General features: G+C 63.3%; 22 protein-coding genes and 1 tRNA gene. 11 read left to right on the forward strand and 12 right to left on the reverse strand.

Annotated features, from left to right (window positions below; translation table 11 throughout):
• The first annotated feature begins 523 nt into the window (after positions 1-523).
• Together CTEST_RS03505 and CTEST_RS03510 are read left to right on the forward strand one after the other, a co-directional pair.
• Positions 524-1816 carry a citrate synthase gene (locus tag CTEST_RS03505; protein ID WP_083985405.1) on the forward strand — a complete coding sequence of 431 codons (1293 nt, stop codon included), beginning with the start codon at positions 524-526 and terminating at the stop codon, positions 1814-1816.
• A 102-nt stretch (positions 1817-1918) separates the two neighbouring features.
• Positions 1919-2278 carry an FKBP-type peptidyl-prolyl cis-trans isomerase gene (locus CTEST_RS03510; RefSeq protein ID WP_047252563.1) on the forward strand — a complete coding sequence of 120 codons (360 nt, stop codon included), beginning with the start codon at positions 1919-1921 and terminating at the stop codon, positions 2276-2278.
• A gap of 13 nt (positions 2279-2291) precedes the next feature.
• Here the strand turns inward: CTEST_RS03510 and CTEST_RS03515 are convergent, their stop codons facing one another.
• Complete coding sequence (locus CTEST_RS03515) at positions 2292-3476, reverse strand: NAD(P)-dependent malic enzyme (protein ID WP_047252564.1); 1185 nt, start codon at positions 3474-3476, stop codon at positions 2292-2294.
• 73 nt (positions 3477-3549) lie between these two features.
• Between CTEST_RS03515 and CTEST_RS03520 the strand changes: the two genes are divergently transcribed.
• The 4 genes from CTEST_RS03520 (at position 3550) to CTEST_RS03535 (ending at position 7687) form a co-directional block, all read left to right on the forward strand.
• Positions 3550-4419 carry an aldo/keto reductase gene (locus CTEST_RS03520; RefSeq protein ID WP_047252565.1) on the forward strand — a complete coding sequence of 290 codons (870 nt, stop codon included), beginning with the start codon at positions 3550-3552 and terminating at the stop codon, positions 4417-4419.
• 450 nt (positions 4420-4869) lie between these two features.
• Positions 4870-5151 carry a DUF485 domain-containing protein gene (locus tag CTEST_RS03525; protein ID WP_083985677.1) on the forward strand — a complete coding sequence of 94 codons (282 nt, stop codon included), beginning with the start codon at positions 4870-4872 and terminating at the stop codon, positions 5149-5151.
• Between the two features lie 3 nt (positions 5152-5154).
• Complete coding sequence (locus tag CTEST_RS03530) at positions 5155-6801, forward strand: solute symporter family protein (protein WP_047252567.1); 1647 nt, start codon at positions 5155-5157, stop codon at positions 6799-6801.
• 73 nt (positions 6802-6874) lie between these two features.
• Positions 6875-7687, forward strand: a complete 813-nt coding sequence (locus CTEST_RS03535; protein WP_236686129.1) for a hypothetical protein — start codon at positions 6875-6877, stop codon at positions 7685-7687.
• A 3-nt stretch (positions 7688-7690) separates the two neighbouring features.
• Here the strand turns inward: CTEST_RS03535 and CTEST_RS03540 are convergent, their stop codons facing one another.
• Together CTEST_RS03540 and CTEST_RS03545 are read right to left on the reverse strand one after the other, a co-directional pair.
• Positions 7691-8542: a DUF1906 domain-containing protein gene (locus tag CTEST_RS03540; protein WP_047254192.1), complete on the reverse strand. Its 852-nt coding sequence runs from the start codon at positions 8540-8542 to the stop codon at positions 7691-7693.
• A gap of 513 nt (positions 8543-9055) precedes the next feature.
• Positions 9056-9128 (reverse strand) — tRNA-Arg (locus tag CTEST_RS03545).
• Between the two features lie 117 nt (positions 9129-9245).
• Here CTEST_RS03545 and CTEST_RS03550 point away from each other — a divergent pair.
• Entirely contained in the window at positions 9246-9524 is a 279-nt protein-coding gene (locus CTEST_RS03550) for a hypothetical protein (RefSeq protein WP_047252569.1), read from the forward strand.
• A 15-nt stretch (positions 9525-9539) separates the two neighbouring features.
• Here the strand turns inward: CTEST_RS03550 and CTEST_RS03555 are convergent, their stop codons facing one another.
• The 4 genes from CTEST_RS03555 to CTEST_RS03570 are packed head-to-tail and all read right to left on the reverse strand — an operon-like array spanning position 9540 to position 11933.
• Complete coding sequence (locus CTEST_RS03555) at positions 9540-9800, reverse strand: mycoredoxin (protein WP_047252570.1); 261 nt, start codon at positions 9798-9800, stop codon at positions 9540-9542.
• The gene (locus CTEST_RS03560) at positions 9797-10333 is read right to left on the reverse strand and encodes a dihydrofolate reductase (protein ID WP_047252571.1); all 537 of its coding nucleotides are present in this window, start codon (positions 10331-10333) and stop codon (positions 9797-9799) included. Before CTEST_RS03560 ends, CTEST_RS03555 begins: the two co-directional genes overlap by 4 nt.
• The gene (locus tag CTEST_RS03565) at positions 10333-11142 is read right to left on the reverse strand and encodes a thymidylate synthase (RefSeq protein WP_047252572.1); all 810 of its coding nucleotides are present in this window, start codon (positions 11140-11142) and stop codon (positions 10333-10335) included. The genes CTEST_RS03560 and CTEST_RS03565 overlap by 1 nt, the downstream gene beginning before the upstream one ends.
• A gap of 32 nt (positions 11143-11174) precedes the next feature.
• Positions 11175-11933: a 3'(2'),5'-bisphosphate nucleotidase CysQ gene (locus CTEST_RS03570; protein ID WP_047252573.1), complete on the reverse strand. Its 759-nt coding sequence runs from the start codon at positions 11931-11933 to the stop codon at positions 11175-11177.
• A 34-nt stretch (positions 11934-11967) separates the two neighbouring features.
• Here CTEST_RS03570 and CTEST_RS03575 point away from each other — a divergent pair, with 34 nt between their 5' ends.
• Positions 11968-16563 (forward strand): ATP-dependent helicase, encoded by a 4596-nt coding sequence (locus CTEST_RS03575; protein WP_052844287.1) that lies wholly within the window; start codon positions 11968-11970, stop codon positions 16561-16563.
• 169 nt (positions 16564-16732) lie between these two features.
• On the forward strand, positions 16733-17533 hold the full coding sequence (locus CTEST_RS03580) for a DNA-formamidopyrimidine glycosylase family protein (protein ID WP_047252575.1): 801 nt from the start codon (positions 16733-16735) through the stop codon (positions 17531-17533).
• Here CTEST_RS03580 and CTEST_RS03585 read toward each other — a convergent pair.
• On the reverse strand, positions 17496-18149 hold the full coding sequence (locus CTEST_RS03585) for a DedA family protein (protein WP_047252576.1): 654 nt from the start codon (positions 18147-18149) through the stop codon (positions 17496-17498). The genes CTEST_RS03580 and CTEST_RS03585 overlap by 38 nt on opposite strands.
• A gap of 37 nt (positions 18150-18186) precedes the next feature.
• Complete coding sequence (locus CTEST_RS03590; RefSeq protein WP_047252577.1) at positions 18187-18711, reverse strand: DUF1707 SHOCT-like domain-containing protein; 525 nt, start codon at positions 18709-18711, stop codon at positions 18187-18189.
• Between the two features lie 35 nt (positions 18712-18746).
• Between CTEST_RS03590 and CTEST_RS03595 the strand changes: the two genes are divergently transcribed.
• Positions 18747-19160 (forward strand): YccF domain-containing protein, encoded by a 414-nt coding sequence (locus CTEST_RS03595; protein ID WP_047252578.1) that lies wholly within the window; start codon positions 18747-18749, stop codon positions 19158-19160.
• Here the strand turns inward: CTEST_RS03595 and CTEST_RS03600 are convergent.
• Both CTEST_RS03600 and pgi read right to left on the reverse strand, forming a co-directional pair.
• Complete coding sequence (locus tag CTEST_RS03600) at positions 19157-20641, reverse strand: glutamate-cysteine ligase family protein (RefSeq protein ID WP_047252579.1); 1485 nt, start codon at positions 20639-20641, stop codon at positions 19157-19159. The two genes, CTEST_RS03595 and CTEST_RS03600, sit on opposite strands and share 4 nt — an antisense overlap.
• Before the next feature lie 166 nt (positions 20642-20807).
• Entirely contained in the window at positions 20808-22445 is a 1638-nt protein-coding gene (gene pgi / locus CTEST_RS03605; RefSeq protein WP_047252580.1) for a glucose-6-phosphate isomerase, read from the reverse strand.
• Positions 22446-22548: 103 nt separating this feature from the next.
• On the opposite strand from pgi, the gene CTEST_RS03610 reads away from it, so the two are divergent.
• Positions 22549-22851, forward strand: a complete 303-nt coding sequence (locus CTEST_RS03610; RefSeq protein ID WP_047252581.1) for an antibiotic biosynthesis monooxygenase family protein — start codon at positions 22549-22551, stop codon at positions 22849-22851.
• Between the two features lie 24 nt (positions 22852-22875).
• Here CTEST_RS03610 and CTEST_RS03615 read toward each other — a convergent pair whose 3' ends face one another.
• A complete protein-coding gene (locus CTEST_RS03615) occupies positions 22876-23184 on the reverse strand; it encodes a chorismate mutase (protein ID WP_201774818.1) in 309 nt (102 codons plus the stop codon).
• Between the last annotated feature and the right edge of the window lie 9 nt (positions 23185-23193).

Here is a 23193-nt window from a genome sequence, read left to right on the forward strand (position 1 = left end):
AGGGAAGTTGTCCCTTTCATCAATCGGGGAGGGGAGTTGGGGGCTGGACCGACCATCACTCTAGTCTCTTATTGCTCAACACATAGACCTATCCTCGACCTATCCTCACGACTGGTGTGAACAAGGGTGATGGGGGTAATTTCCAGGGGGCGGGGGTACCACAACGTGGCAAAGTCACCGGGTGTGACCTGTATCGAAGAATCATGTTGCCCCCATCACATAATTTGCTAAACTGTGCTCTGATCCACCTTAAGCGGGGCAGCCAGCTTCAATTCTCGGAGCTGAAATGCCTTGTGGTGGGAGCACAACTTCCATGTGTCGTCAGCTCGGCCCCACCCTCCCATCAACGGGGAGGAAAGGGGCTGACAGGCGGCACGCTCAACGTGAAAGCGTCACCTAAGCTGATACATGACTCACCGTCATGATGGGACTACGGTGGGCATCACACCTCCATATGGTCCCCATCGGCGGTTGAACCCTCGACGCGGGGCAAGGTCGACTAGAGAAGTCTGAAAGGTACACAGTGGCTACTGACAACAATGACAAGGCCGTACTCCACTACCCGGGCGGCGAGTTCGAAATGGACATCATCAAGGCCACAGAAGGCAATGATGGTGTTGTCCTGGGCAAGATGTTGGCTGACACCGGCCTGGTGACCTTCGACCCGGGCTACGTCTCCACCGGTTCCTGCGAATCTGAGATCACCTACATTGACGGTGATAATGGCGTCCTGCGCCACCGTGGATACGACATCGCTGATCTGGCGGAAAACGCCACCTTCAACGAGGTGTCCTACCTGCTCATCAACGGTGAGCTGCCGACCGTCGAAGAACTGCACAAGTTCAACGATGATATCCGCCACCACACCCTGCTGGATGAGGACTTCAAGTCGCAGTTCAACGTCTTCCCCCGCAACGCGCACCCCATGTCGGTGCTCGCCTCCTCCGTCAACATTTTGTCGACGTACTACCAGGACGAGCTCGACCCGCTCAACGAAGAGCACCTGGACAAGGCCACCGTCCGCCTCATGGCCAAGGTGCCCATGCTGGCCGCTTACGCCTACCGCGCGTCCAAGGGCGCTCCGTACATGTACCCGGACAACTCCCTCAATGCCCGCGAGAACTTCCTGCGCATGATGTTCGGTTACCCGACCGAGCCCTACGAGGTTGACCCGATCATGGTCAAGGCCCTGGACAAGCTGCTCATCCTGCACGCTGACCACGAGCAGAACTGCTCCACCTCCACCGTCCGCATGATCGGTTCGGCACACGCCAACATGTTCGTCTCCATCGCCGGTGGCATCAACGCCCTCTCCGGCCCGCTGCACGGCGGCGCAAACCAGGCAGTCCTCGAGATGCTCGAGGAGATTGACGCCAACGGCGGCGACGCAACCGACTTCATGAACCGCGTGAAGAACAAGGAGAAGGGTGTCCGCCTCATGGGCTTCGGACACCGCGTCTACCGCAACTATGATCCGCGTGCAGCCATCGTCAAGGAGACCGCGCACGAGATCCTGGAGCACCTGGGCGGCGATCACCTCCTCGACCTGGCCATGAAGCTGGAAGAGATCGCCCTCAACGACGAGTACTTCATCTCCCGCAAGCTCTACCCGAACGTGGACTTCTACACCGGTCTCATCTACCGCGCCATGGGCTTCCCGACGGACTTCTTCACTGTCCTGTTCGCCATTGGTCGTCTCCCGGGCTGGATCGCTCACTACCGTGAGCAGCTCAAGACTTCCACCAAGATCAACCGCCCGCGCCAGATCTACACCGGCCAGAACCTGCGCACCCTCATCCCCCGCGAAGAGCGCTAAGACGCAGCTAAGCTGCGCCTAACTCAGCCGGGCACGACGACACCTCTCTATAATGGGGCCCGTTGTGCCCGGCTCGTTTATTTCTTAAGGAGACATTTCCACATGGAAAAGCCACAGATTGACACCCAGTCCGGACCTGCCCCCGAAGAATTGGTCGCCGTTGACCTCGTCGTCGGTGACGGCGATGAGGCCCAGCCCGGTGGCCTGGTCAAGGTGCACTACGTTGGCGTTGACTTCGAGTCCGGCCAGGAGTTTGACTCCTCTTGGGACCGCGGGGAAGCCATCGAGTTCCCGCTCAACGGGCTCATCGCCGGCTGGCAAGAAGGCATCCCCGGCATGAAGGTGGGCGGGCGTCGCCAGCTCACCATCCCGCCGGAGCTGGCCTACGGCCCGGCGGGTGGGGGACACCCGCTGTCCGGCCGCACCCTGGTGTTCGTCATCGACCTGCTCAGTGTCGGATAGTTCGTCGGAAAAGTTACTGAGCGTTTTCCCACGCGGCGGCGACCGCCTTGCTCACAGCAGGGGCAACGCGGGCGTCCAAGGGGGAGGGCACGATGTATTCCACATCGAGGTGCTCCTCCGCGACCTTGGCAATAGCTCGGGACGCCGCTAACTTCATGGCCGGAGTGATCCTGGTGGCTCCGGCCTGCAACGCCCCGTGGAAAATACCGGGGAACGCCAGGACATTATTAATCTGGTTCGGGAAGTCTGAGCGCCCCGTCGCCACCACGGCGCCGTAGCGGTGCGCCAGCTCCGGATCGATTTCCGGGTCCGGGTTGGCCAAGGAGAAGAGGATCGGCTCGGGCGCCATGCCCTTAAGAGCGTCCTCGGACACGTGCCCGCGGGACAGCCCAATGAAACAATCCGCGCCAGCGAGGGCGTCGGCGACCGAACCGGCCACCCCGCGGGGGTTGGTGGTGGCGGCGAGGTCCTGCTTGATCTCATTGAGGTCGTCGCGCCCGGCGTGGATGGTGCCGCGCGAGTCGAGCATGATGATGTCGGTGACACCGGCGTCGATAAGCATCTTTGCACACGCTACCCCGGCAGCACCCGCACCGGAGATGACGACCTTGAGGTCCTGCATGGTGCGGTCCAGCAGCTGGCACGCATTGCCCAGCGCGGCGGTGATGACGACGGCGGTGCCATGCTGATCGTCGTGCATGACGGGGATGTCCAGCGCCTCGATGAGGCGGCGTTCGATCTCGAAGCAGCGTGGGGCTGAGATGTCTTCCAGGTTGATCGCGCCGAAGGACGGGGCGATGGCCGTGATCGTGGCGACGATCGCGTCGGTGTCCTTCTCATCGAGCACGATGGGAAAGGCGTTGAGCCCGGCGAAACGATCAAAAAGCTGGGCCTTGCCTTCCATGACGGGCAGGGCGGCCTGCGGGCCAATATCGCCCAGCCCGAGGACAGCAGTGCCATCGGAGATGATGGCCACGGTGTGCCCAATGCCGGTGTAGCGGTGGGCCAGCTTCGGGTTTTCAGAGATGGCGGTGCACACCTCGGCCACGCCCGGAGTGTAGGAAATGGACAGATCGCGTTGGGTCTTCAGGGGGCGGGCGGTGTGGATGGACAGCTTCCCGCCTTCGTGCGCGGCGAAAATCTCATCATGGGAGAGTTCAGAAATGTGATGGGCGTGGGGACTACGCGGGTCAGTCATAAGGACCATCCTATTGTGTGATGAGGACCCAATCGGGCACACATGGACAGTAATAAAGGGCACAATGGGTGGCATGACTACGTCGAAACCAACCAACGTGCCCAGCGTCACCCTCAATGATGGAACCGAGATGCCCCAGATTGGGCTGGGAACATGGAACCTCACCGGGGATGATGGCGCGCGCATCATCCGCGACGCCATCGCCATGGGCTACCGCCATATAGATACCGCCTCGATCTATCACAACGAAGAAGAAGTCGGCCGGGCGATCCGGGAGGCCATCGCCGCTGGAGATGTCACCCGCGAGGAGCTGTTCGTTACCTCCAAGTTGTGGAACGACGATCAGGGCGAGGACCGCGTGCCCGCCGCCTTCCAGGAGTCGCTGCACCGCCTCGGCCTGGAATACCTCGACCTCTACTTGGTGCACTGGCCCGCCCCCTCCCTGGGGAAGTACCTGGAAAGCTACGAGGCCATCGCCCGCCTGCAGGGGCTCGGAGTCATCCAGTCCATCGGTGTCTCGAACTTCTACGAAGAAGTTCTTCAGGAGCTTATCGACGCCACGGGTACCGCCCCCGCCGTCAATCAGGTGGAGCTGCACCCGGGCTTTTCCCAGGCGCCGCTGCGCCAGGTCCACGAAGAGCTGGGCATCCTCACCGGGGCGTGGTCCCCGCTCGGCCGCGGCGCCATCCTGCAGGACCCGGTCCTCGACGCCGTGGCTCGGGACGTGGGGAAGACGACAGCTCAGGTGGCCTTGCGCTGGGAGATGCAACTGGGCTGCTCCGTCATTCCGAAGTCCACCAACCGTGAGCGGTTGGGGAAGATTCTCGAGGTCACGGACTTCACCCTGAATTCCGATCAGATGGCTGCTATTAGCTCCCTCGATGAGGCCGAGGGATTCGGGCGGATTTTCGATGACCCGCGTACCTACCCCAGTGAAGACTAGCTAGCCCCCACGTCACCGCGCTGACCTGCTTGTTGTCAGCTGATTGGCTAAGTGAGTTAAGCGCGGTGCGAGGGATTGGCAAGGCTTGCTAATATCTGGAATGTAGCTAACAATTGCTTTGCAAAGTTAGCTGGGGCCGGGGGTTGGGAATCTGGGGGTAAAGGAGGCGCCGATAAAATCGCAGGCCAAGGGGAGGGCCGGGGGTGGAGCGTGGACCTAATCGGTAAAAGATTTCTGTTTCGCTTCGTCGTTGCATTGTGAGGCAGGTAACTTCAATTTGCAGCACGCGGTGTGATCACTGGCACAGGGAGTCCTTCCCGTGGCAGAGGCCACCACAAGATTGACCCCCAGAACTTCCTGGGGCCAAGTGAAAGAGAGATCAACGTGAGTGCAACTCCAGTGGTCCGCCCGGATGGACGGCGCGAGCCGACCTCCCAGGACTTCATCGACATGCAAAACAGTGAGCAGTTCAAAGAGCTGCGGAGGACCTACCGGTCCTTCACCTTCCCCATGTCTGTGGCCTTCTTCGTCTGGTTCATCCTCTACGTTCTCGTAGCGACCTTCGCTGCGGACTGGATGGGCACCGAGATCGGCGGCGGCTTTAACATCGGCATCGTCTTCGGACTCCTCCAGTTCCTGACCACCTTCGTGATCACCTGGGTCTACGTGCGGTACGCCAACAAGAACATCGAGCCGCAAGCGGCCGCCATTCGCGAAGCAATGGAGGGTTAGAACATGACCACTGCATACCTTGCTCAGGAATCCTCCAACACCGGCAACCCGATCCTTAATATTGCGGTCTTCGTTGTCTTCATCGTCGTCACCATGGCCGTGGTCATGCGCGCCGGTAAGTCCACCAAGGAAGCAGCCGACTTCTACACCGGCGGCGCATCCTTCACCGGCACCCAGAACGGCCTGGCCATCGCAGGCGACTACCTTTCCGCCGCCTCCTTCCTCGGTATCGTCGGCTCCATCGCGATCTCCGGCTACGACGGCTTCCTTTACTCCATCGGCTTCTTCGTCGCCTGGCTCGTCGCCCTGCTGCTCGTCGCTGAGCCGCTGCGTAACGTCGGCCGCTTCACCATGGCTGACGTGCTCTCCTTCCGCCTGCGCCAGAAGCCGGTCCGTGTGGCCGCCGCCGTTGGTACCCTCGCGGTCTCTCTCTTCTACCTCATCGCTCAGATGGCCGGCGCCGGCTCGCTGGTCTCCGTGCTCCTGGACCTCCACGGCACCGCGGAGCAGGCTATCGTCGTCGCGATCGTCGGCGTCATCATGATCGCCTACGTCCTCATCGGCGGCATGAAGGGCACCACCTACGTCCAGATGATCAAGGCTGTCCTGCTCGTCGGTGGCGTGGCCGTCATGACCATCCTCGTCTTCGTCGCCATCCGCGGCGGCTTCTCCACCCTGTTCCACGATGCTGTGGCAACGCACGCCGCTTCGGAGACCATCCAGAAGGCTGGCTACGAGGCCACCGACATCATGAAGCCGGGTCTCAAGTACGGCGGCACCTTCATCAAGCAGCTGGACTTCATCTCCCTGGGCCTCGCCCTGGTGCTTGGTACTGCTGGTCTGCCCCACGTCCTCATGCGCTTCTACACGGTCCCGACCGCTCGTGAAGCACGTAAGTCCGTCACCTGGGCCATCGTCCTCATCGGTGCCTTCTACCTCATGACCCTGGTCCTCGGCTACGGCGCTGCCGCACTCGTCGGCCCGGACCGCATCCTCGCCGCCCCAGGTGGCGCGAATGCTGCGGCACCGCTGTTGGCACTCGAACTCGGTGGCAGCATCTTCATGGCCCTGATCTCCGCAGTTGCCTTCGCTACCGTCCTCGCGGTCGTCGCCGGACTCGCCATCACGGCGTCTGCCTCCGTCGCCCACGACGTCTACGATGCCGTCTTCCGCGATGGTCAGTCCTCCGAGGCTGAGCAGGTCCGCGTCTCCCGCATCACGGTTGTTGTCCTCGGTGTCATCTCCATCATCCTGGGCATCCTGGCCATGTCGCAAAACGTCGCCTTCCTGGTGTCCCTGGCCTTCGCCGTGGCCGCCTCTGCGAACCTGCCGACCATCCTGTTCTCGCTGTACTGGAAGCGTTTCAACACCTCCGGTGCCGTCGCCTCCATGTACACCGGTACCTTCAGCGCCCTGATCCTCATCTTCCTGTCTCCGGCAGTGTCGGGCGTTCCGTCCGCCATGTTCCCGAACCACGACTGGTCGATCTTCCCGCTGACCAGCCCGGGCATCGTGTCCATCCCGCTGGCCTTCCTCGTGGGTATTGTGGTCACCCTGGCTACCAAGCCAGACAACCTCGACCACCTCGCTTCTGAAATGGAAGTCCGCTCCCTCACCGGAGTTGGTGTGGAGGCCCCGGTCGACCACTAGTCTGACCGCTCTGTAGAGCAAAAATGCCACCGTCGCGATAGTCATCGCGGCGGTGGCATTACTATTTGTAGATGTGTCTTCAATTAAAGGTCGCTTGACGACGATCGTTCTCGCCATCGTCGTCATCACAGTGCTCATTGCGGTGCCCATTGTCTTCCTCTTCGATCGAACGAGCGACGATGGGGCGGGGAATGTCGACGGTGTCGAATCCGGGGGTTCAGTCCAGCTCTCGGAATCCGCGGCGCCCATCGGGCCCGATGCTTCGGCGTTTGAGGATTACGTCTTGGGCTCCCAGGTGAGCTTCTACCGGCTTTCTGACGGCCATCGCACCGGCACCGCCACCGAGCGTTTCGCGCGCCCTGCGCTCAGCCTGAGCAAGCTCTACATCGCCGACTACGTCCTCGAGCACGGCTCCCTCACGGAGCAATACGAAGCGATCGAGATGATCAGTTCCTCCGACGACCTCTCCGCCGATGACCTCTACGAGAAATACCCCACCTCGATCACCGAGGTTGCTCAGAAGTACGGGCTCACCGCCACGCGCGCGGACGACCAGTGGGGCTACTCCGTCACCTCCACCTATGACGTCGTGAGTTTCATCGCGCAACTGATGAAGAAGGACCCGACGCACCCCATCCTCGTCGCGATGGCCGAGGCCAGTCCCGTCGCAGCCGACGGCTACGGGCAGGACTTTGGCACCTCAACGCTTCCCGAGGTCATCGGAACCAAGTGGGGCTGGTCCGACGCCGGTGATCTGCATTCCTCCGTCTCCTTCGGCGAGAATTTCGTCGTAGCGGCAGCCGTGACCGGAACGTCAAACGACCTCACCGATCTCGTCGAATTCCAACTGACCGACGAGGTCGATGAGGCCGCACGAGTGAACTAGCTGCTAGCTGGACAGGCCCTGGACCGTCTTCACGATCTGGTTGATCTGGTTCTGATCAATGTTCGGCAGACCCGGGATGTTCGGAATGCCCGGAATGCTGGGGCTCGACGCCGCGGGGGCGGACGGAGCCTGGCCTGGCATCCACTGGCCCCAGTCGTGGGCGTAGACGTTGTTAATATCGACCGTCAGATTGCCAATCTTGCGCTGACGCGACACCGGAAGCTGATGAATCGTGGTGCGCGGGTGGATCTTTCCACCGGAACCCCAATCGTGCATCCAGTAGAAGGTGCCGATGTTGTCCTTTGATGCCCATTCGATGACGTTGTAGTTGCCATATACGCCGGTCTGCAGGCCCGCAGCACCCAGTGCCAGTTGGAAGGCCTGGAGGTACGGGCGGATCTGACGGTTGTACTGATCCCACGTCGGGTTGTCATCGATGGCGACGTAGATCGGACGGCCATTGGGGCCACCCGCTGCGCGATGCAGCGCGATTGCCTGCGGGGCGTGCACGCCCGCACCGGCCGCACCCTGGAGCCAGTCGGCGGTATTAGCCCGGCCGAACTGATACACCGAGGCGGTGGAGAGGCCGTTCGCGGCGAAATCACGCGTCTCATTCAGCAACACCGGCTTGCCCACCATCCACTGCGCATCCGGACGACGCTGCGACACATAGCGCACAGCGCCGAGGTGACCGGCCGCCTTCACGGATGCACCCGAGGGAACCCCCGCCGCATAGTCGATGACGGTGCCCAGGACGGGACCCAGGGCATGGGCTTGGGGGACGCTGGCGCCCACGGTTCCTACGGCGGCGGCAACAGCGGCGGTGCGTAGGAAGGTGCGACGGCTAACAGACACATTCTTCACAATGGCCACAGTAGCAACATCTGCCTCAATGGGCTAGGGGACGAGTGGAGGCCTGTCGGCAAAAGGGTGATTTGACTTCACCCATTAATCGAGTGGCGACACCCGGCTACTCGATTGATGGGTCTCCTCGAATTGCCCTTTTGGCGCACCCACCAAGGTGAGACGTGTCGCCTTCAAAAGCCTGGCCGATTTGGGTCGACGTGATGGTGCTCTTTGGTAAATGGCGGGGAGCTGTCAATCGCGATCATGTGACTGCTCTCCCCGGGCCAAGGCTGACCAGTTTGTGCACCGCTTCGGGTCTGGGGTCGCGATCAGGAAGTCGCGAGGGCCAAAATTCTCTAGAATGTAAAACCCGATTCTCTGCGACCTGCGGAAACGCAAAGTAATACCATTCATTCTAGAGAATTTTGGCACCCTCCAGATCGCACTGCTCGAAAGTGCCTCATGGAGATGCACCGGGAGCCCAAGGGCCTGAGCGGAATGATGTTTCAAGACATGAAAAAGCGCCCCAGAGAGGAATCGAACCTCCGACACCCGCTTTAGGAGAGCGGTGCTCTATCCACTGAGCTACTAGGGCTGGACGTGACTAGGTTAGCGCATATGGGGGAGGAGTCGGAAACTCGCGGGGCGCCCACTAGTCTGTACGTAGAACCTTGTGCACCCCCACCTGAAGATGTGAGAAAGGACCACAGCCGTGGCCCAGAACGAGCCCACCTTTACTGATGTCCAGCGCCGTGACATTGTCGTCGAGATTGTGACGAAGGACGGTGTGCCGGTGTTGTCGATCGATAAGCAGGTGCCGGGTGGGTCGTCGAAACGCATCTTGTTGCTCAACAAGATTGATGCCAAGCAGCTCTCGGAGGTGCTGGATAATTACCTCAAGCAGGTGTATTCGCTGGAGCTGTCTGGTCTGAATTCGTCGTTGTCCCCGGCGGATATGGCGGAGCTGTTCGGCGAGGACGACGACGATTAATACCCCCGACAATCCTTAAGCGGTGAGTTCCTCCAGCTTGCGGCGCACGGCCGAGGCTTCGGGGTTGGTGGCGTGCGTGCCGTCGGAGTACTTGACGGTGGGGACGACGCGATTGCCGTTGTTGACGGATTCGACCCAGGTGGCGGCATCGGCGTCTGCCTCGACGTCGATAAGCTCGTAGGGTGTGTCCGTCCGGTTGAGGCGGCTGATGAGGTTGTGGCAGTAGGGGCACCAGTCAGTGGCGTAGATGGTGACGTGCGCGGGGTCGGTGGTCATGCGGCTTCCTTTCGTTCGTACCGCAAGAAACGGTACCGCAGGGGCAGATCACTGCGGTGACCATCCAGGGTGAGCCGGCCCTTGTCCGAGATCAGCCAGTCTGTGTCGGAGACTAACCCGAAGCTGGCGGGGATATCGGGGGCGAAGACGGCACGCTCGCCGAGAGCATCTCCCAGGTGGGCGCCGATGAGGGTGACTTCGAGGACGTCGACGTCGTCGATGGTGGCGGCGTAGACCTGGCCCCCACCCATCACCCACGCTTCACGGTCGGGGTAGGTCAAAGAGGAGATGACCTGGCCGCCGGCCGACCATTGGCCGGGTTCCCGGGAGCAGAGGATGTAGTTGTCTCGGCCCGGCAGGGGGCGCACCGTCGGAGGCAGGCTCAGCCACGTGTGGCGGCCCATGATGACGGGGTGCCCGGTGGTGACCTCGCGGAAGTGGGCAAGGTCCTCGGGAAGGTGCCAGGGCATGGACTGGCCGTCACCGATGATCCCGTCGAGGGATTGCGCCCAGATGGCCCCGAGCGGTGACATTACACCGACACCTTGGCCTTAATCGTGGGGTGCGGGTCGTAGCCCTCCACCACGATGTCGTCGAAGGTGTAGTCAAACAGCGATGGGGCTTTCCGCAGCTTAAGCTGCGGGTAGGGGCGCGCATCTCGGGAGAGTTGCTCGCGGACCTGGGCCAAGTGGTCGTCGTAAATGTGGCAATCGCCGCCGGTCCAGATGAGCTCGCCAACCTTCAGGCCTGCCTGCTGCGCGAACATGTGCGTGAGCAGAGCGTAGGAGGCGATGTTGAAGGGAACGCCTAAGAACATGTCGGCGGAGCGCTGGTAGACCTGCATGGATAGTGTGCCGTCGACGACGTAGAGCTGGAAGAGCAGGTGGCAGGGCAGAAGCGCCATCTTGTCCAGTTCGCTGACATTCCACGCGGAGACGACGTTGCGGCGCGAATCCGGGTCGGACTGGAGCAACTCCAAAGCCCCGGAAATCTGGTCAATGTGGGCGCCATCGGGGGTTGGCCAGGAACGCCACTGCACGCCGTACACCGGGCCGAGTTCGCCATCGTCGGAGGCCCACTCGTTCCAAATGCGGATGCTGTTGTCCTTGAGCCAGCTGATGTTGGATTCGCCGCGGAGGAACCACAGCAGTTCGCCGACGACGGAATGCAGGTGCACCTTCTTGGTGGTGAGCAGGGGGAAGGACTCGGCGAGGTTGTAGCGCAGTTGCCTACCGAACACACTGAGGGTGCCCGTGCCGGTGCGATCACCTTTCTGGGTACCCTGGTCCACGATGTCCCGGAGGAGATCTTCGTAGGGAGTGTCAATGGCGGAGTCTGTCATGCGCTCCACCATACCGCTGGGATAAGCAGTGACTAGTAGCGGCCGTTCTCCGCCAGGAAGGCGGCAGCGATGCCCAGGATTTCCTCGGCCATCTCGGGGCGGCAGATGAGCACATCCGGCAGGAAGGTGTCCTTGTGGTTGTAGGTCAGCTCGGATCCGTCGAGGCGGGAGCAGTGCAGGCCAGCGGCCTTGGCCACGCCGACGGGAGCCGCCGAATCCCATTCGTATTGGCCGCCGGCGTGGACGTAGGCGTCATAGTCGCCGAGCAGGACGTGCATGGCCTTGGCGCCGGCGGAGCCGATGGCCGCGGTCTGGAAACCCAGCTCGTCGGCGATATGGAGGGCGACCTTCGGGGGGCGGTTATGGGAGATCGCGATCTTCTTGGCGTAGGGGCCGCCGACCGCGCGGGCCTCATCGGAGTGGAACACCACGCCGAGGTCGGGCAGACCGACGGCGGCGTGGGTGGGAATGCCCTTTTCCACGAGGGCGATGTGCACCGCCCAATCGGAGCGGCCGGTGGCGAATTCCTTGGTGCCGTCGAGTGGGTCGATGATCCAGACGCGGTCTTTGTCCAAGCGCTCCGGGTTATCGGCCGCTTCCTCCGAGAGGAAGCCGTCGTCGGGGCGGTGCTGCTCAAGGACGCGGGCGATCCAGTTTTGGGCGAGGTCATCGCCTGCATCACCGAGATTGCGGCCCCGCAGCACGCCGACGTTGCGGACTCCCTTGAGGATCTCACCCGTGCCTTGCGCGAGGAGGCGGGTGAGGCGGGCGTCGTCAAGCTGAGCTGTCATGCAACCGACATTACCGCGCGGGTTAAGGTTGGGCATGGCCAAGGACATCCTCCAGCGTTTCCGCCCCCAGGTGGCCACCTGGTTCACGGAGGTTTTTGACGCGCCCACCCCGGTCCAGGAGCGCGCGTGGCAGGCGATCGCGGATGGGGACAATGCGCTGGTCGTGGCCCCAACTGGCTCGGGAAAGACGCTGGCGGCCTTCCTGTGGGCGCTCAATTCCCTCGTGGAAAGACCGGGGCAGACGGCTCTGCCGGTGTCCGACCCGAAGGCCAGTCATGGCGGCGTGCGCGTGCTCTACATCTCACCATTGAAGGCCCTCGGTGTGGATGTGGAGAACAATCTGCGGGCCCCGCTGACGGGGATTAGTCGGGTGGCCGATCGGCTTGGCCTCGACCTGCCGGATATTTCCGTCGGCGTGCGCTCGGGCGATACCCCGGTGGCGGAGCGGGCCAGGCAGGTGCGCAAGCCCCCGGATATCCTCATTACGACGCCGGAGTCGGCGTATCTCATGCTCACTTCCAAAGCGGCGGGCATTTTGAAGACGGTGGACACGGTCATCATCGATGAGATCCACGCGTTGGCGGGCACGAAGCGGGGCGTCCATCTGTCGTTGACCCTGGAGCGCCTGGCCCGGCTGACGGGTGGTTTCCAACGCATCGGCCTCTCCGCCACTGTGCGTCCCCTGGAGACCGTGGCTAACTTCCTCGGCGGCGATCGCCCGGTGGAGATCATCGCCCCGCCGGCGGAGAAGCAATGGGAGTTCGACGTCCACGTGGGCGTGGAGGACATGTCGGATCTGCCGGTACCCGAGATCGGCTCGACGATCGGCGAGGCGACCATCGATGATCCCCTGGGCCTGACGGGTCCGCCGGGGGAGAGCAGCGAACCGGTCGTTGGTCAGCAACGCTCCATCTGGCCTTTCATCGAGCGTGACGTCTACGAGGACGTGATGGCGCACCGCTCGACGCTGGTCTTTGTCAATTCCCGGCGTTCCGCCGAGCGCCTGACCAGCAGGCTCAACGAGATTTACGCCGAGATCCACGATCCTGACTCACTGTCCCCGGAGTTGCGGCGTCCGCCCGCCCAACTCATGGTGCCGTCGCTGCAGGCGGGCAAGGCGCCCCCGGTTATCGCCCGCGCCCACCATGGGTCCGTGTCCAAGGATGAACGCGCCACGACGGAACGCCTGCTCAAGGAGGGCGCCCTCAAGGCCGTCGTGTCTACGAGCTCCCTCGAGTTGGGCATCGACATGGGCGCGGTGGATCTGGTCATTCAGGTGGAGTCGCCGCCGAGCGTGGCGTCTGGCCTGCAGCGCGTCGGCCGCGCCGGGCACTCCGTGGGCGAGGTCAGCCACGGTGCTTTCTATCCCAAGCACCGCTCGGATCTGCTGCAATCGGCGGTCACTGTGCAGCGCATGCGGGCGGGCCTCATTGAGGAGCTCCACGTGCCCACCTCGCCGTTGGATGTGTTGGCGCAGCAGACCATCGCGGCGGTCTCGGTCAGTGATTGGGATGTCGAGGAATGGTACGCCACGGTCCGGCGGTCCTGGCCGTACCGCGACCTCTCCCGCGACGTGTTCGATGCGGTCATTGACCTGGTCAGCGGCGTTTACCCATCGACGGATTTCGCGGAGCTGCGCCCCAAGGTCCACTTCGATCGGATCACCGGCCAGCTGCAGGCTCGTCCCGGAGCGCAGCGCGTGGCGGTGACCTCCGGGGGCACGATTCCGGATCGGGGCATGTTCGGTGTCTTTCTCCTCGGTGGGGAGGGCGCCCCGCGCCGGGTGGGGGAGCTGGATGAGGAGATGGTCTACGAGTCCCGGGTCGGTGACGTGTTTACCCTGGGGGCGTCGAGTTGGCGCATCGAGGACATCACCCGCGATCAGGTCCTGGTCAGCCCCGCGCCGGGGCACACCGGGCGGCTGCCGTTTTGGACGGGCGATGCCGCGGGCCGCCCCTTCGAGTTGGGCGTGGCCCTGGGCCAGTTCCGCCGCGAGGTCCACACCGATCCCACGATCGCCGATACCCTCGATCTCGACGCGAATGCCCGCACCAACCTCCTCGCCTTCCTCGAAGAGCAGAACGAGGCGACGGGCATCATCCCAGATGAGAAGACCCTCGTCCTGGAACGATTTAAGGATGAGCTGGGGGATTGGCGCGTCGTCCTGCACACCCCCTTCGGCCGTCCCGTCAACGCGGCGTGGGCGCTGGCCGTCGGGTCGCGCTTTGACATGGATGTCCAGGCCGTCGCCGGTGATGATGGCATTGTCTTGCGCCTGCCGGAGGGTGAGTCGGAGCCGGATGCGTCGATGTTTCTTATCGACGCCGAGGATATCGGCGACATCGTCACCGATCAGGTCGGCAATTCCGCCCTGTTTGCCTCCCGCTTCCGCGAGTGCGCCGCCCGCGCGCTCCTGCTCCCGCGTCGCAATCCCGGCAAGCGGGCGCCGTTGTGGCAGCAGCGTCAGCGCGCGTCCCAGCTTCTCGACGTCGCGCGCAAGTACCCCAGCTTCCCCATCATCTTGGAGACGGTGCGGGAATGCCTCCAGGATGTCTACGACCTGCCTTCGTTGACCCAGGTGTGCGCTGACCTGGGTAGTCGCCGGATCCGCATCGCCGAGGTCACCACTGATCAGCCGAGCCCGTTCGCTTCCTCTTTGTTGTTTAACTACACCGGCGCGTTCATGTACGAGGGCGATAGCCCGCTGGCGGAAAAGCGCGCCGCCGCCCTGGCGTTGGACCCCGGGTTGCTGGCCAAGCTGCTGGGCACCGTTGAACTGCGGGAGTTACTCGATCCGGAGATCATCGCGGAGGTTCACGCGCAGTTGCAGCGCTCCGCCGCGGACCGGCGGGCGCGCAGCCCCGAGGAGTTCTACGACATCCTTCGGCTGCTCGGCCCCATTCCGACCGATTCTGTGCCGGACAAGGTGACGTTCCCCTGGCCGGCGCCGCTCGATGATCGCGTCATGGAGGTGCGCATCGGGGGAGTGCCGCACATCGCGCAGGCGCTCGATGCCCCGTTGCTTCGTGATGCCCTCGGTATCCCCGTTCCACCCGGCGTCGCCGCGCAGCAAGCCACCATCCTCGATGCGCTCGATCAGTTGCTTTCCCGTTGGGTCCGCACCCGCGGCCCCTTCGTCCTTCGGGATGTGGCCAGCGCCTTTGGGCTGGGGGCTAGCGCCGCTCACTCTGCGCTACAGAATTTGCTTTCCGACGGCCGCGTCATCGACGGTCGCTTCCGCCAAGGCGTCGATGAGCAGGAGTATTGCTCGGCCGAGGTCCTCACCATCCTGCGGCGTCGCTCGTTGGCCGCCGCCCGCGCGGCCACCCAGCCGGTCTCGCAGACGGCGTTGGCGCGCTTCCTGGCCGACTGGCAGCAGGTCGCCCCCGTGGGGAAGCGACCGGCGCTGCGCGGCGCGGATGGGGTCTACGCGGTCATCGAGAGGCTCGCTGGGGTTCGATTGCCCGCCAGCGCCTGGGAATCGTTGGTGCTGCCCGGGCGGGTAGGCGACTACCAGCCCAGCATGCTCGATGAGCTCACGGCCAACGGCGAGGTAGTCATCCACGGGGCAGGAACGGCGGCGGCCCGTGACCCGTGGATCATGCTGCTGCCCACGGACATTGCCCCGGAGCTCGTCCCGGACGTCGAGCCGGAGGGATTGACGTTTATTCAGGAACAGGTGATGTCGATCTTGCACCGCGGTGGCGGGTTCCTATTCGGCGATCTGTCTACGGAACTGACGGACCTGGTGACGGCGGAGCAGCTGCGCGAAGCCCTGTGGGGCCTGGTGGACTTTGGCTTGGTTAGCCCGGATAGTTTTGGTCCGCTGCGAGCTCGGCTGGCGTCGACTGGCGGGACCACGGCCCATCGGGCTCGTCGCCGACCGAACCGGACGCGCCGCCGCCTCGGCCCACCCCTGGACATGGCCGGGCGGTGGGCTATGAGTACCCGGGCGGAGCACAACGCGACGACGCGCTCGGTGGCACTGGGGGAGACGTGGCTCGACCGCTACGGGGTGGTCACCCGCGGCAGCATCGTCGCCGAGGACGTCCTCGGCGGGTTTGCCTTGGCCTACAAAGTGCTCAGTGGCTTCGAGGAGTCGGGCAAGGCGATGCGCGGCTACCTCGTGGAGGGGCTCGGCGCCTCGCAGTTTTCCACGCCGGCGGTTATCGATCGGCTGCGTGGCTGCGATGATTCCACGGACGTCGAGGGGTGGCCGTCGGGCACGACCGACCCGGACGTCTACGTCCTGGCCGCCGCTGATCCCGCCAACCCTTATGGTGCCGCGCTCCCGTGGCCGGAGACGGGGCCGAGCCGGGCGGCGGGTGCGATGGTGGTCATCGCCGATGGCGTGCTGCTGGCGCACCTGACCAGGGGTGGCCGCACGCTCACGGTCTTTCACCCGGAGCACCTGGGGATCATCGTCGATGCCTTGGCGGCGGCGAGCACGCACGCGTTGACGGTGGAAAAGCTCAATGGTGAACCAGTGTTCAGTTCGCCGCTGCTGGCGACGTTGCGGGAGGCAGGGGCGCAGATCAGCCCCAAGGGGGCGCGGATCGGGGGACGCAGCTCCGCGCCACGCACCCCCGTTAGGGGGCGAACAATGTCGCAGGCGCTGGATGATCTCTGATTCCCACTGCGGTGGGCAAAGCTGCTTGGCTAGGGAGCAAAAGGTATGGGCATAATCGGCAGCGGCACGGGGCGCGACTCACACCCACAGCCGTCGCACTGGGATACACAATCGGGGGGTTGGTGGCGGCGGGAAACGCGCCCCGTGCAGCGGGAGTAGATTTAGTCCCGTGCCCGAAGGTGATTCAGTTCTCCAATTATCCCACCGCCTGCAGTTCATGACCGGCCGCGAGGTCGTGGCCTGCTCATTGCGAGTGCCGTCGGTGGCGCTGGTTGATTTCTCCGGAGAGACCGTCGATCGGGTGTGGCCCTACGGCAAGCACCTGTTCATGCAGTTCGGCGAGCGGATTTTGCACACCCACCTGAAAATGGAGGGCACCTGGGCGATTCACCTGGCCGGTGACCGCTGGCGGAAACCGGGCCACACCGCGCGGGTCGTGCTGGAACTGGCCGGCGCCCCGCACCCGAGACCCATTGAGGTCGTGGGGCACTCGCTCGGTCTGGTCGAGGTGTTTCCCACAGATCACTACCACGAAAAAATGGGCTACCTCGGGCCGGATGTCCTGGCGGAAGAATGGGACCGGGAGGAGGCGTACCGGCGGGTGATGGGGCGGGCGTCGAGAAGCATTGGGACAGCTTTGCTGGACCAGCAGAACCTGGCCGGAGTGGGCAACGAGTATCGGGCCGAGGCGTGTTTCCTCTGCGGGATTCATCCCGCGACCCCGGTTGGCCAGGTCGACGTCGGGCACGTGCTCGACGTGACGCGGCGGATCATGTGGGCGAATCGGGATTCGCCCGTGCGGGTGACCACAGGGGTCAAGCGCGCGGGCGAGAGTTCCTATGTGTTTGGGCGCAACGGCAAGCCTTGCCGACGGTGCGGCACCCCGATCGAGAAGGCGATGCTGGGCAATGGCCGCGATGAGCTGGAACGGGTCATCTGGTGGTGTCCGCGCTGCCAACCGGCGGTGTAGCCCGCTTGCGCAGGCGATCCCGGCGGATGAGATAGATGAGGGCCCCGGCCAGGGCGAGGGCGACGAGGGCATAGATGACGACGGCATATTTGCCGATGTAGACCTCGACGAGGTGGTAGCGCTCGCCGAGCAGGACGCCGAGCCAGATGAGAAGGGCATTCCAGACCGCGGAGCCAGCCGTGGTGAGCGCGCCAAAGGTGAGCAGGCTCATGCGGTCAATGCCCGCCGGGATGGAAATGAGGGAGCGAACGCCCGGAATGAGGCGGCCCAGCAGGATGGATACCTTGCCGTAGCGATCGAAGAAAGCAAGCGACTTATCCACATCCTCAGGGTCGACCAACCACATGCGGTCTGCGACCTGCCGCAGCCGTTGTGCGCCGACCGCCGCCCCCAGCCAATACAGCAGGTACGCGCCGAGCACGGAACCCAGCGTGGCAAAGAGGAAGGCGGCGTAGACATTGAGCTGACCCTGGGTCGAGGTGAAGCCGGCGAGCGGCAGCACCACCTCCGAGGGGATGGGCGGGAAGAGGCTCTCCAGGAGGATGGCGATACCCACGCCCGGGGCGCCGAGCGACTCCATGAGGGAGACGACCCAATCGACGATCGAATTCAGCATGTCGGAAGACTACCCCGGATAGCCCGAGCGGGAGCTGTTACTCCAATTCGCGCAACCTGTCAGTGGCCTGCTTGAGCCGCAGTTCGCGTTCCTTCTTCTCAATCTCTTTTAATTCCTCGTAGGCTTCCTCGTCCGCATCCGAAAAGCCGCTGAGCAGGCGGGGGATCACCATGACGCCGGCCATCACGGGCCACACCACCCAGGCGTGGGAGACGTTGAAGACAAACATGAGGATGAAAAACGACGCCAGGGTCACGGAGAAGATCGCCCCATCGAGCATCTCGACGCGCTTGCCTTTCTCCTTGATGGTGGCCAGCTCTTCCAGCTCGCTGTCCTGGGTGTTCGCGATGGCCGTGGTGCGCGTCGGCGTCAACGCCTCCTCGATCCCGCCCGGCAAGTCCTCGAACAGCGGCCGCAAATCAGCGTTGATGCGGGCAGTGCTTGCTGCCGCCGTGCGCTCATCGAACTCCTGATAGTCAAGGCGTCCCTCGGCGTAATGCGATGCGAGCGCTTGCAGCGCGTTGATGCGATCGTTGTCTGACAGCCGCAGGTTCTCGTCCATGCCATTTATCGTAGTGAAGGCGCTAAATTGGGGCTATGAACCTCCTCCTCAACATCGCTTGGTTTATTTTCGGCGGATTCTTTCTCGCGGCGGGCTACTTCCTCTTCGGCATCCTCGCCTGCCTGCTCGTGGTCACCATCCCCGCCGGCGTCGCTTCCTTCCGCATGGCCAACTACGCGCTCGCCCCGTTTGGCCGCACCGTGGTGCAGAAAAAGGGCGGCGGGAGCGGCCTCTCCGCCGTTACCAACGTCATTTGGTTCCTCATCGCGGGCCTGTGGCTGGCCATCGGCCACATCACCACCGCCGCCGCGCAGGCCATCACCATCATCGGTATCCCGCTGGCCATCGCCAACGTCAAGATGATCCCCGTGACCTGCTTCCCCTTCGGCAAAGAGATTGTCCCCTCGGACCGCATCCCCTTTGGCTACGAACCGATGGTCAAGCTCTAAGCGCCGATCGTCCACGTATGCACGGGCTCGTCCGTCGCCTGATGCTCCAGGTACAGCCGGAGCATGCTCGCCAGGGCTTCGCGCCGGGCAGGTGAATCCGGGACCGTGCCGCCGGGGTGGATGGCGTCGAGCGTGCGCAACTGCCACATCGCGCCATTCTGTCGCGTTCGAGCTCGCTCACCGATGATGCCAAGGTAGCGGTCAATGAGATGCTTATCGACGTCGAGTGCCTCCAGCCCGAGCCTCGCCTGTGGTAGCAGGTGCTCGCTCACCAGCGTGGCGACGTCGATCTTGCCCAATGTCGGCCACGTCATCCGGGCAAACATGCCCGCCCGGGCTCCCACCTGGAAGTTGGCCTCCGCATCGGCGAAGGTCAGCCGCGACCACACGGGACGCGTCTCCATCGCGAGGTATTTGGCCATCCCGTAATAGAAGGCGGAATCGGCGATGATGTCCGACACTGTGGGGCCCGCCGGGAGGAGGCGGTTTTCCACCCGCAGGTGGGCCTTTTCGGTGCCAGGGGCGTAAATCGGCCGGTTCCACCGCCACACCGTGCCGTTGTGCAGGTTGAGGTAGTGCAGGGTCGGGCTGCTGTGGGTGGCGGGGGCGTCTGTCGCCTCCTTGTGCTCGGCGATGAGTGGGGAGAAGTAGCGGACGTTTTCCTCAAAGAGGTCGAACACGCTGGTAATCCACCGCTCCCCAAACCACACCCTGGGGCGCACCCCCTGGTTGACCAACTCCGGGGTCCGCGTATCAATGGATTGGGTGAACACCGGAATCCGGGACTCGTGCCATACCTTTCGCCCCAGGAACAGCGGGGAATTGGCAGCCAGCGCCACCTGAATGCCCGCGATAGCCTGCGAGGCGTTCCACGCCGCCGGGAAACGCTCCGGAGCCACCTGCAAGTGCAGCTGCATCGACGTGCACGTCGCCTCGGGGGCGATGTTGACGAAATCGAGGCGGCAATACTCCCGATCGGAGACATCAATGTGAATGAGCTCGCCGCGGGTTTCCATGATGGTGTTCCCCAACGCCCGGTAGCGGTTCTCCGGCGTCATCCACTCCGGGCCCTCAAGCAACTCCCGGGTGACGGTGGGAAGCGTGCCAATCATCGCCACCTGGGCGCCCGCCGCCTTCGCCGCCGCGCGAACCTGGTCAAGCCTCGATGCGATGCCATCATGCATCTTCTGCAGGCCGTCACCCTCGACGGACAGTGGGGGATGGTTCATCTCCACATTGAAGGCGCCGATCTCCGACTGATACTCCTCATCCAGGTGCGTGAGCACCTGACCATTAACCAGCGCCGGTTGCATGTTGTCATCGACGAGATTGAGCTCTAGCTCCAGGCCGATGGTGCCCTTGTTCTCAAACTCCGCGGACTGGAGGTGAGCATCAAAAATCTCCAGGTCAGCCCCGAGGCTCTGGCGGTACCTGGTCCGCTGGCTCGGGGTGTAATTCTCGGAGGAAATGGCTTCGCCCATGACGTTGAGATAACCATACTTTCCGCTGCTGGCATACGGTTTTATGGGAAAAGATTCCTGAGGGTTTCCCGCGCTTGGTCAACCGCTGGACCAAGATAGGCAAAAACGTGCGCCCCGAACCGGCTGGGCTCGGTGCGCACGCTCGTGGTGCAGAAAGCGGATCTACCTAGCGCTTCGACCGGTACCAGCGGATCAGTGAGTCGGTGGAGGAGTCCCCGGAGTTGACCTCTTCCTCACCGGACACGGCGGCCGCCAGCTGGTTGGCCTGGGCTTTACCCAGCTCCACGCCCCACTGGTCGAAGGAGTTGATGCCCCAGATCGCACCCTGGACGAAGGTGATGTGCTCGTAGAGGGCGATGAGCGCACCCAACACAGCCGGGGTCAGTTCCTCCGCGAGAATCGTGGTGGAGGGGCGGTTACCCGGCATGACCTTGTGCTCCACGAGCTCCGCGGGAACACCTTCCGCGGCGATTTCCTCGGAGTTCTTGCCAAAGGCCAGGACCTTGGACTGGGCGAACAGGTTGCCCATGAGGAGGTCGTGCATGGAGCCTTCGCCAGAGGCAGTCGGCAGGTCATCCTTTGGGCGGGCAAAGCCGATGAAATCGGCGGGGATGACGCGGGTTCCCTGGTGCATGAGCTGGTAGAAGGCGTGCTGGCCGTTGGTACCCGGCTCGCCCCAGTAGATTTCTCCGGTGGAGTATGACACCCGCGCACCGTCGCGACGCACGGACTTACCGTTGGACTCCATGGTCAGCTGCTGCAAGTAGGCAGGGAAGCGGGCCAAATCCTGGGAGTAGGGGAGCACCGCGTGGGTGTCGCAACCATGGAAGTTCGAGTACCAAACACCCAACAGGGCCATGAGAACAGGAACGTTCTTCTCAAAGGGAGTCGAGCGGAAGTGCTCATCCATCGCGCGGAAACCCTCAAGGAAGCGGATGAAGTCGTGGGGGCCGATGACCGCCATGAGCGACAGGCCGATGGCGGAGTCCACGGAGTAGCGGCCGCCGACCCAGTCCCAGAAGCCGAACATGTTGGCCGTATCGATCCCGAACTCAGCGACCTTCTCGGCGTTCGTGGACACAGCGACGAAGTGCTTGGCCACGGCCGACTCATCGCCATCGAACTTCTTCAGCAGCCAGCGCTTGGCGGCGTGGGCGTTGGCCAGGGTTTCCTGGGTGGTGAACGTCTTGGAGGCAACGATGAACAGCGTCGAATCCGCATCAAGGTTGTCCAGGACGGCCGTCATATCCGCCGGATCAACATTGGAGACGAACTCAGCGGTGATGCCCGCGGTGGCGTAGGGGCGCAGCGCGAGAGTGGCCATCGCGGGCCCGAGGTCAGAGCCACCGATACCAATGTTGACGATCTTCTTGATGGTGTGGCCCGTGTGACCCTGCCACTTGCCGGAACGCAGCGCGGAAACGAAATCGCGCATGCGACCGAGCACCTCATGGACATCAGCGGCGACATCTTGGCCGTCGACCTCCAGGTCCTGGTCCACAGGCAAACGCAGTGCGGTGTGGAGTACCGCGCGGTCCTCCGTGTTGTTGAGGTGGGCGCCGGTGAACATCGCCTCAATGGAGTCGGTGAGCTCTGATTCCTTGGCCAAGGCGATGAGAGCTTCCACCGTCTCCTCATCAATGAGGTTTTTGGAGAGATCCACGTGCAGACCCGCAGCATCGAAGGTGAGGGCATGTGCGCGTTCGGGATCGGCGGCGAACAACTCCCGCAGCGTGGTCGCCTGAGTCCGCTCGTACACGGCCTCCAGGTTCTTCCATTCGGCGGAGAGGGTGATGTCAGCCATGTCGTGGGCTCCTAAATTGATGGACAAATTGCGTATCTACCCCGAATCTAGTGAAGAACCGACCATCCCGCCGCCGGAGGGAAATAAAAGGCACAATGATCACATGAGCATCGTCAAGATCAACGCCATCACTGTTCCCGAGAACGCCGGATCCGAGCTGGAGGCCCGCTTCGCCGCCCGCAAGCACGCCGTCGATTCCTCCCCCGGGTTCGAAGGGTTCCAGCTCTTGCGCCCCGTCGCCGGCGAAGACCGCTACTTCGTGGTCACCCGCTGGGCCGATGAGGAGTCCTACGTCGCGTGGCGCGATGGGGATGCGCGCAAGGCCCACAGCGGCGAGGCCCGCAAGCCCGTCGCCACTGGTGCGGAACTCCTCGAGTTTGAGGTCGTCTTCGACACGACTGACTAGAAAGTCGCTTATCGACGTCCGCGTTTACCCCAACCGTCCCCGCCCCATCTTCAGCAGTGCGGAGGCAATCTCTGGGCCCTCCGGGCCCAGTTCCTCACGGAACTGATTGATGATGGCTAGTTCGCGGGTATGGACGAGGCGGGTGCCCCCGGAGCCCATGCGTGTCTTACCGATCGCCTTGGATACTTGGGTGCGGCGTTTGACCGAGTCGAGGATGACTCGGTCGAGGCGGTCGATTTCTTGGCGGTACTGCTGAATTTCCGCGTCCGACAATGGGTCCTCGGTGCCGGAAGGCATCCGGATTTCAAACTGGTTCTCAGCAGCATCGTTCATGTCCCACAT

This window comes from Corynebacterium testudinoris, from assembly GCF_001021045.1.
GTDB classification, from domain to species: Bacteria; Actinomycetota; Actinomycetes; order Mycobacteriales; family Mycobacteriaceae; genus Corynebacterium; species Corynebacterium testudinoris.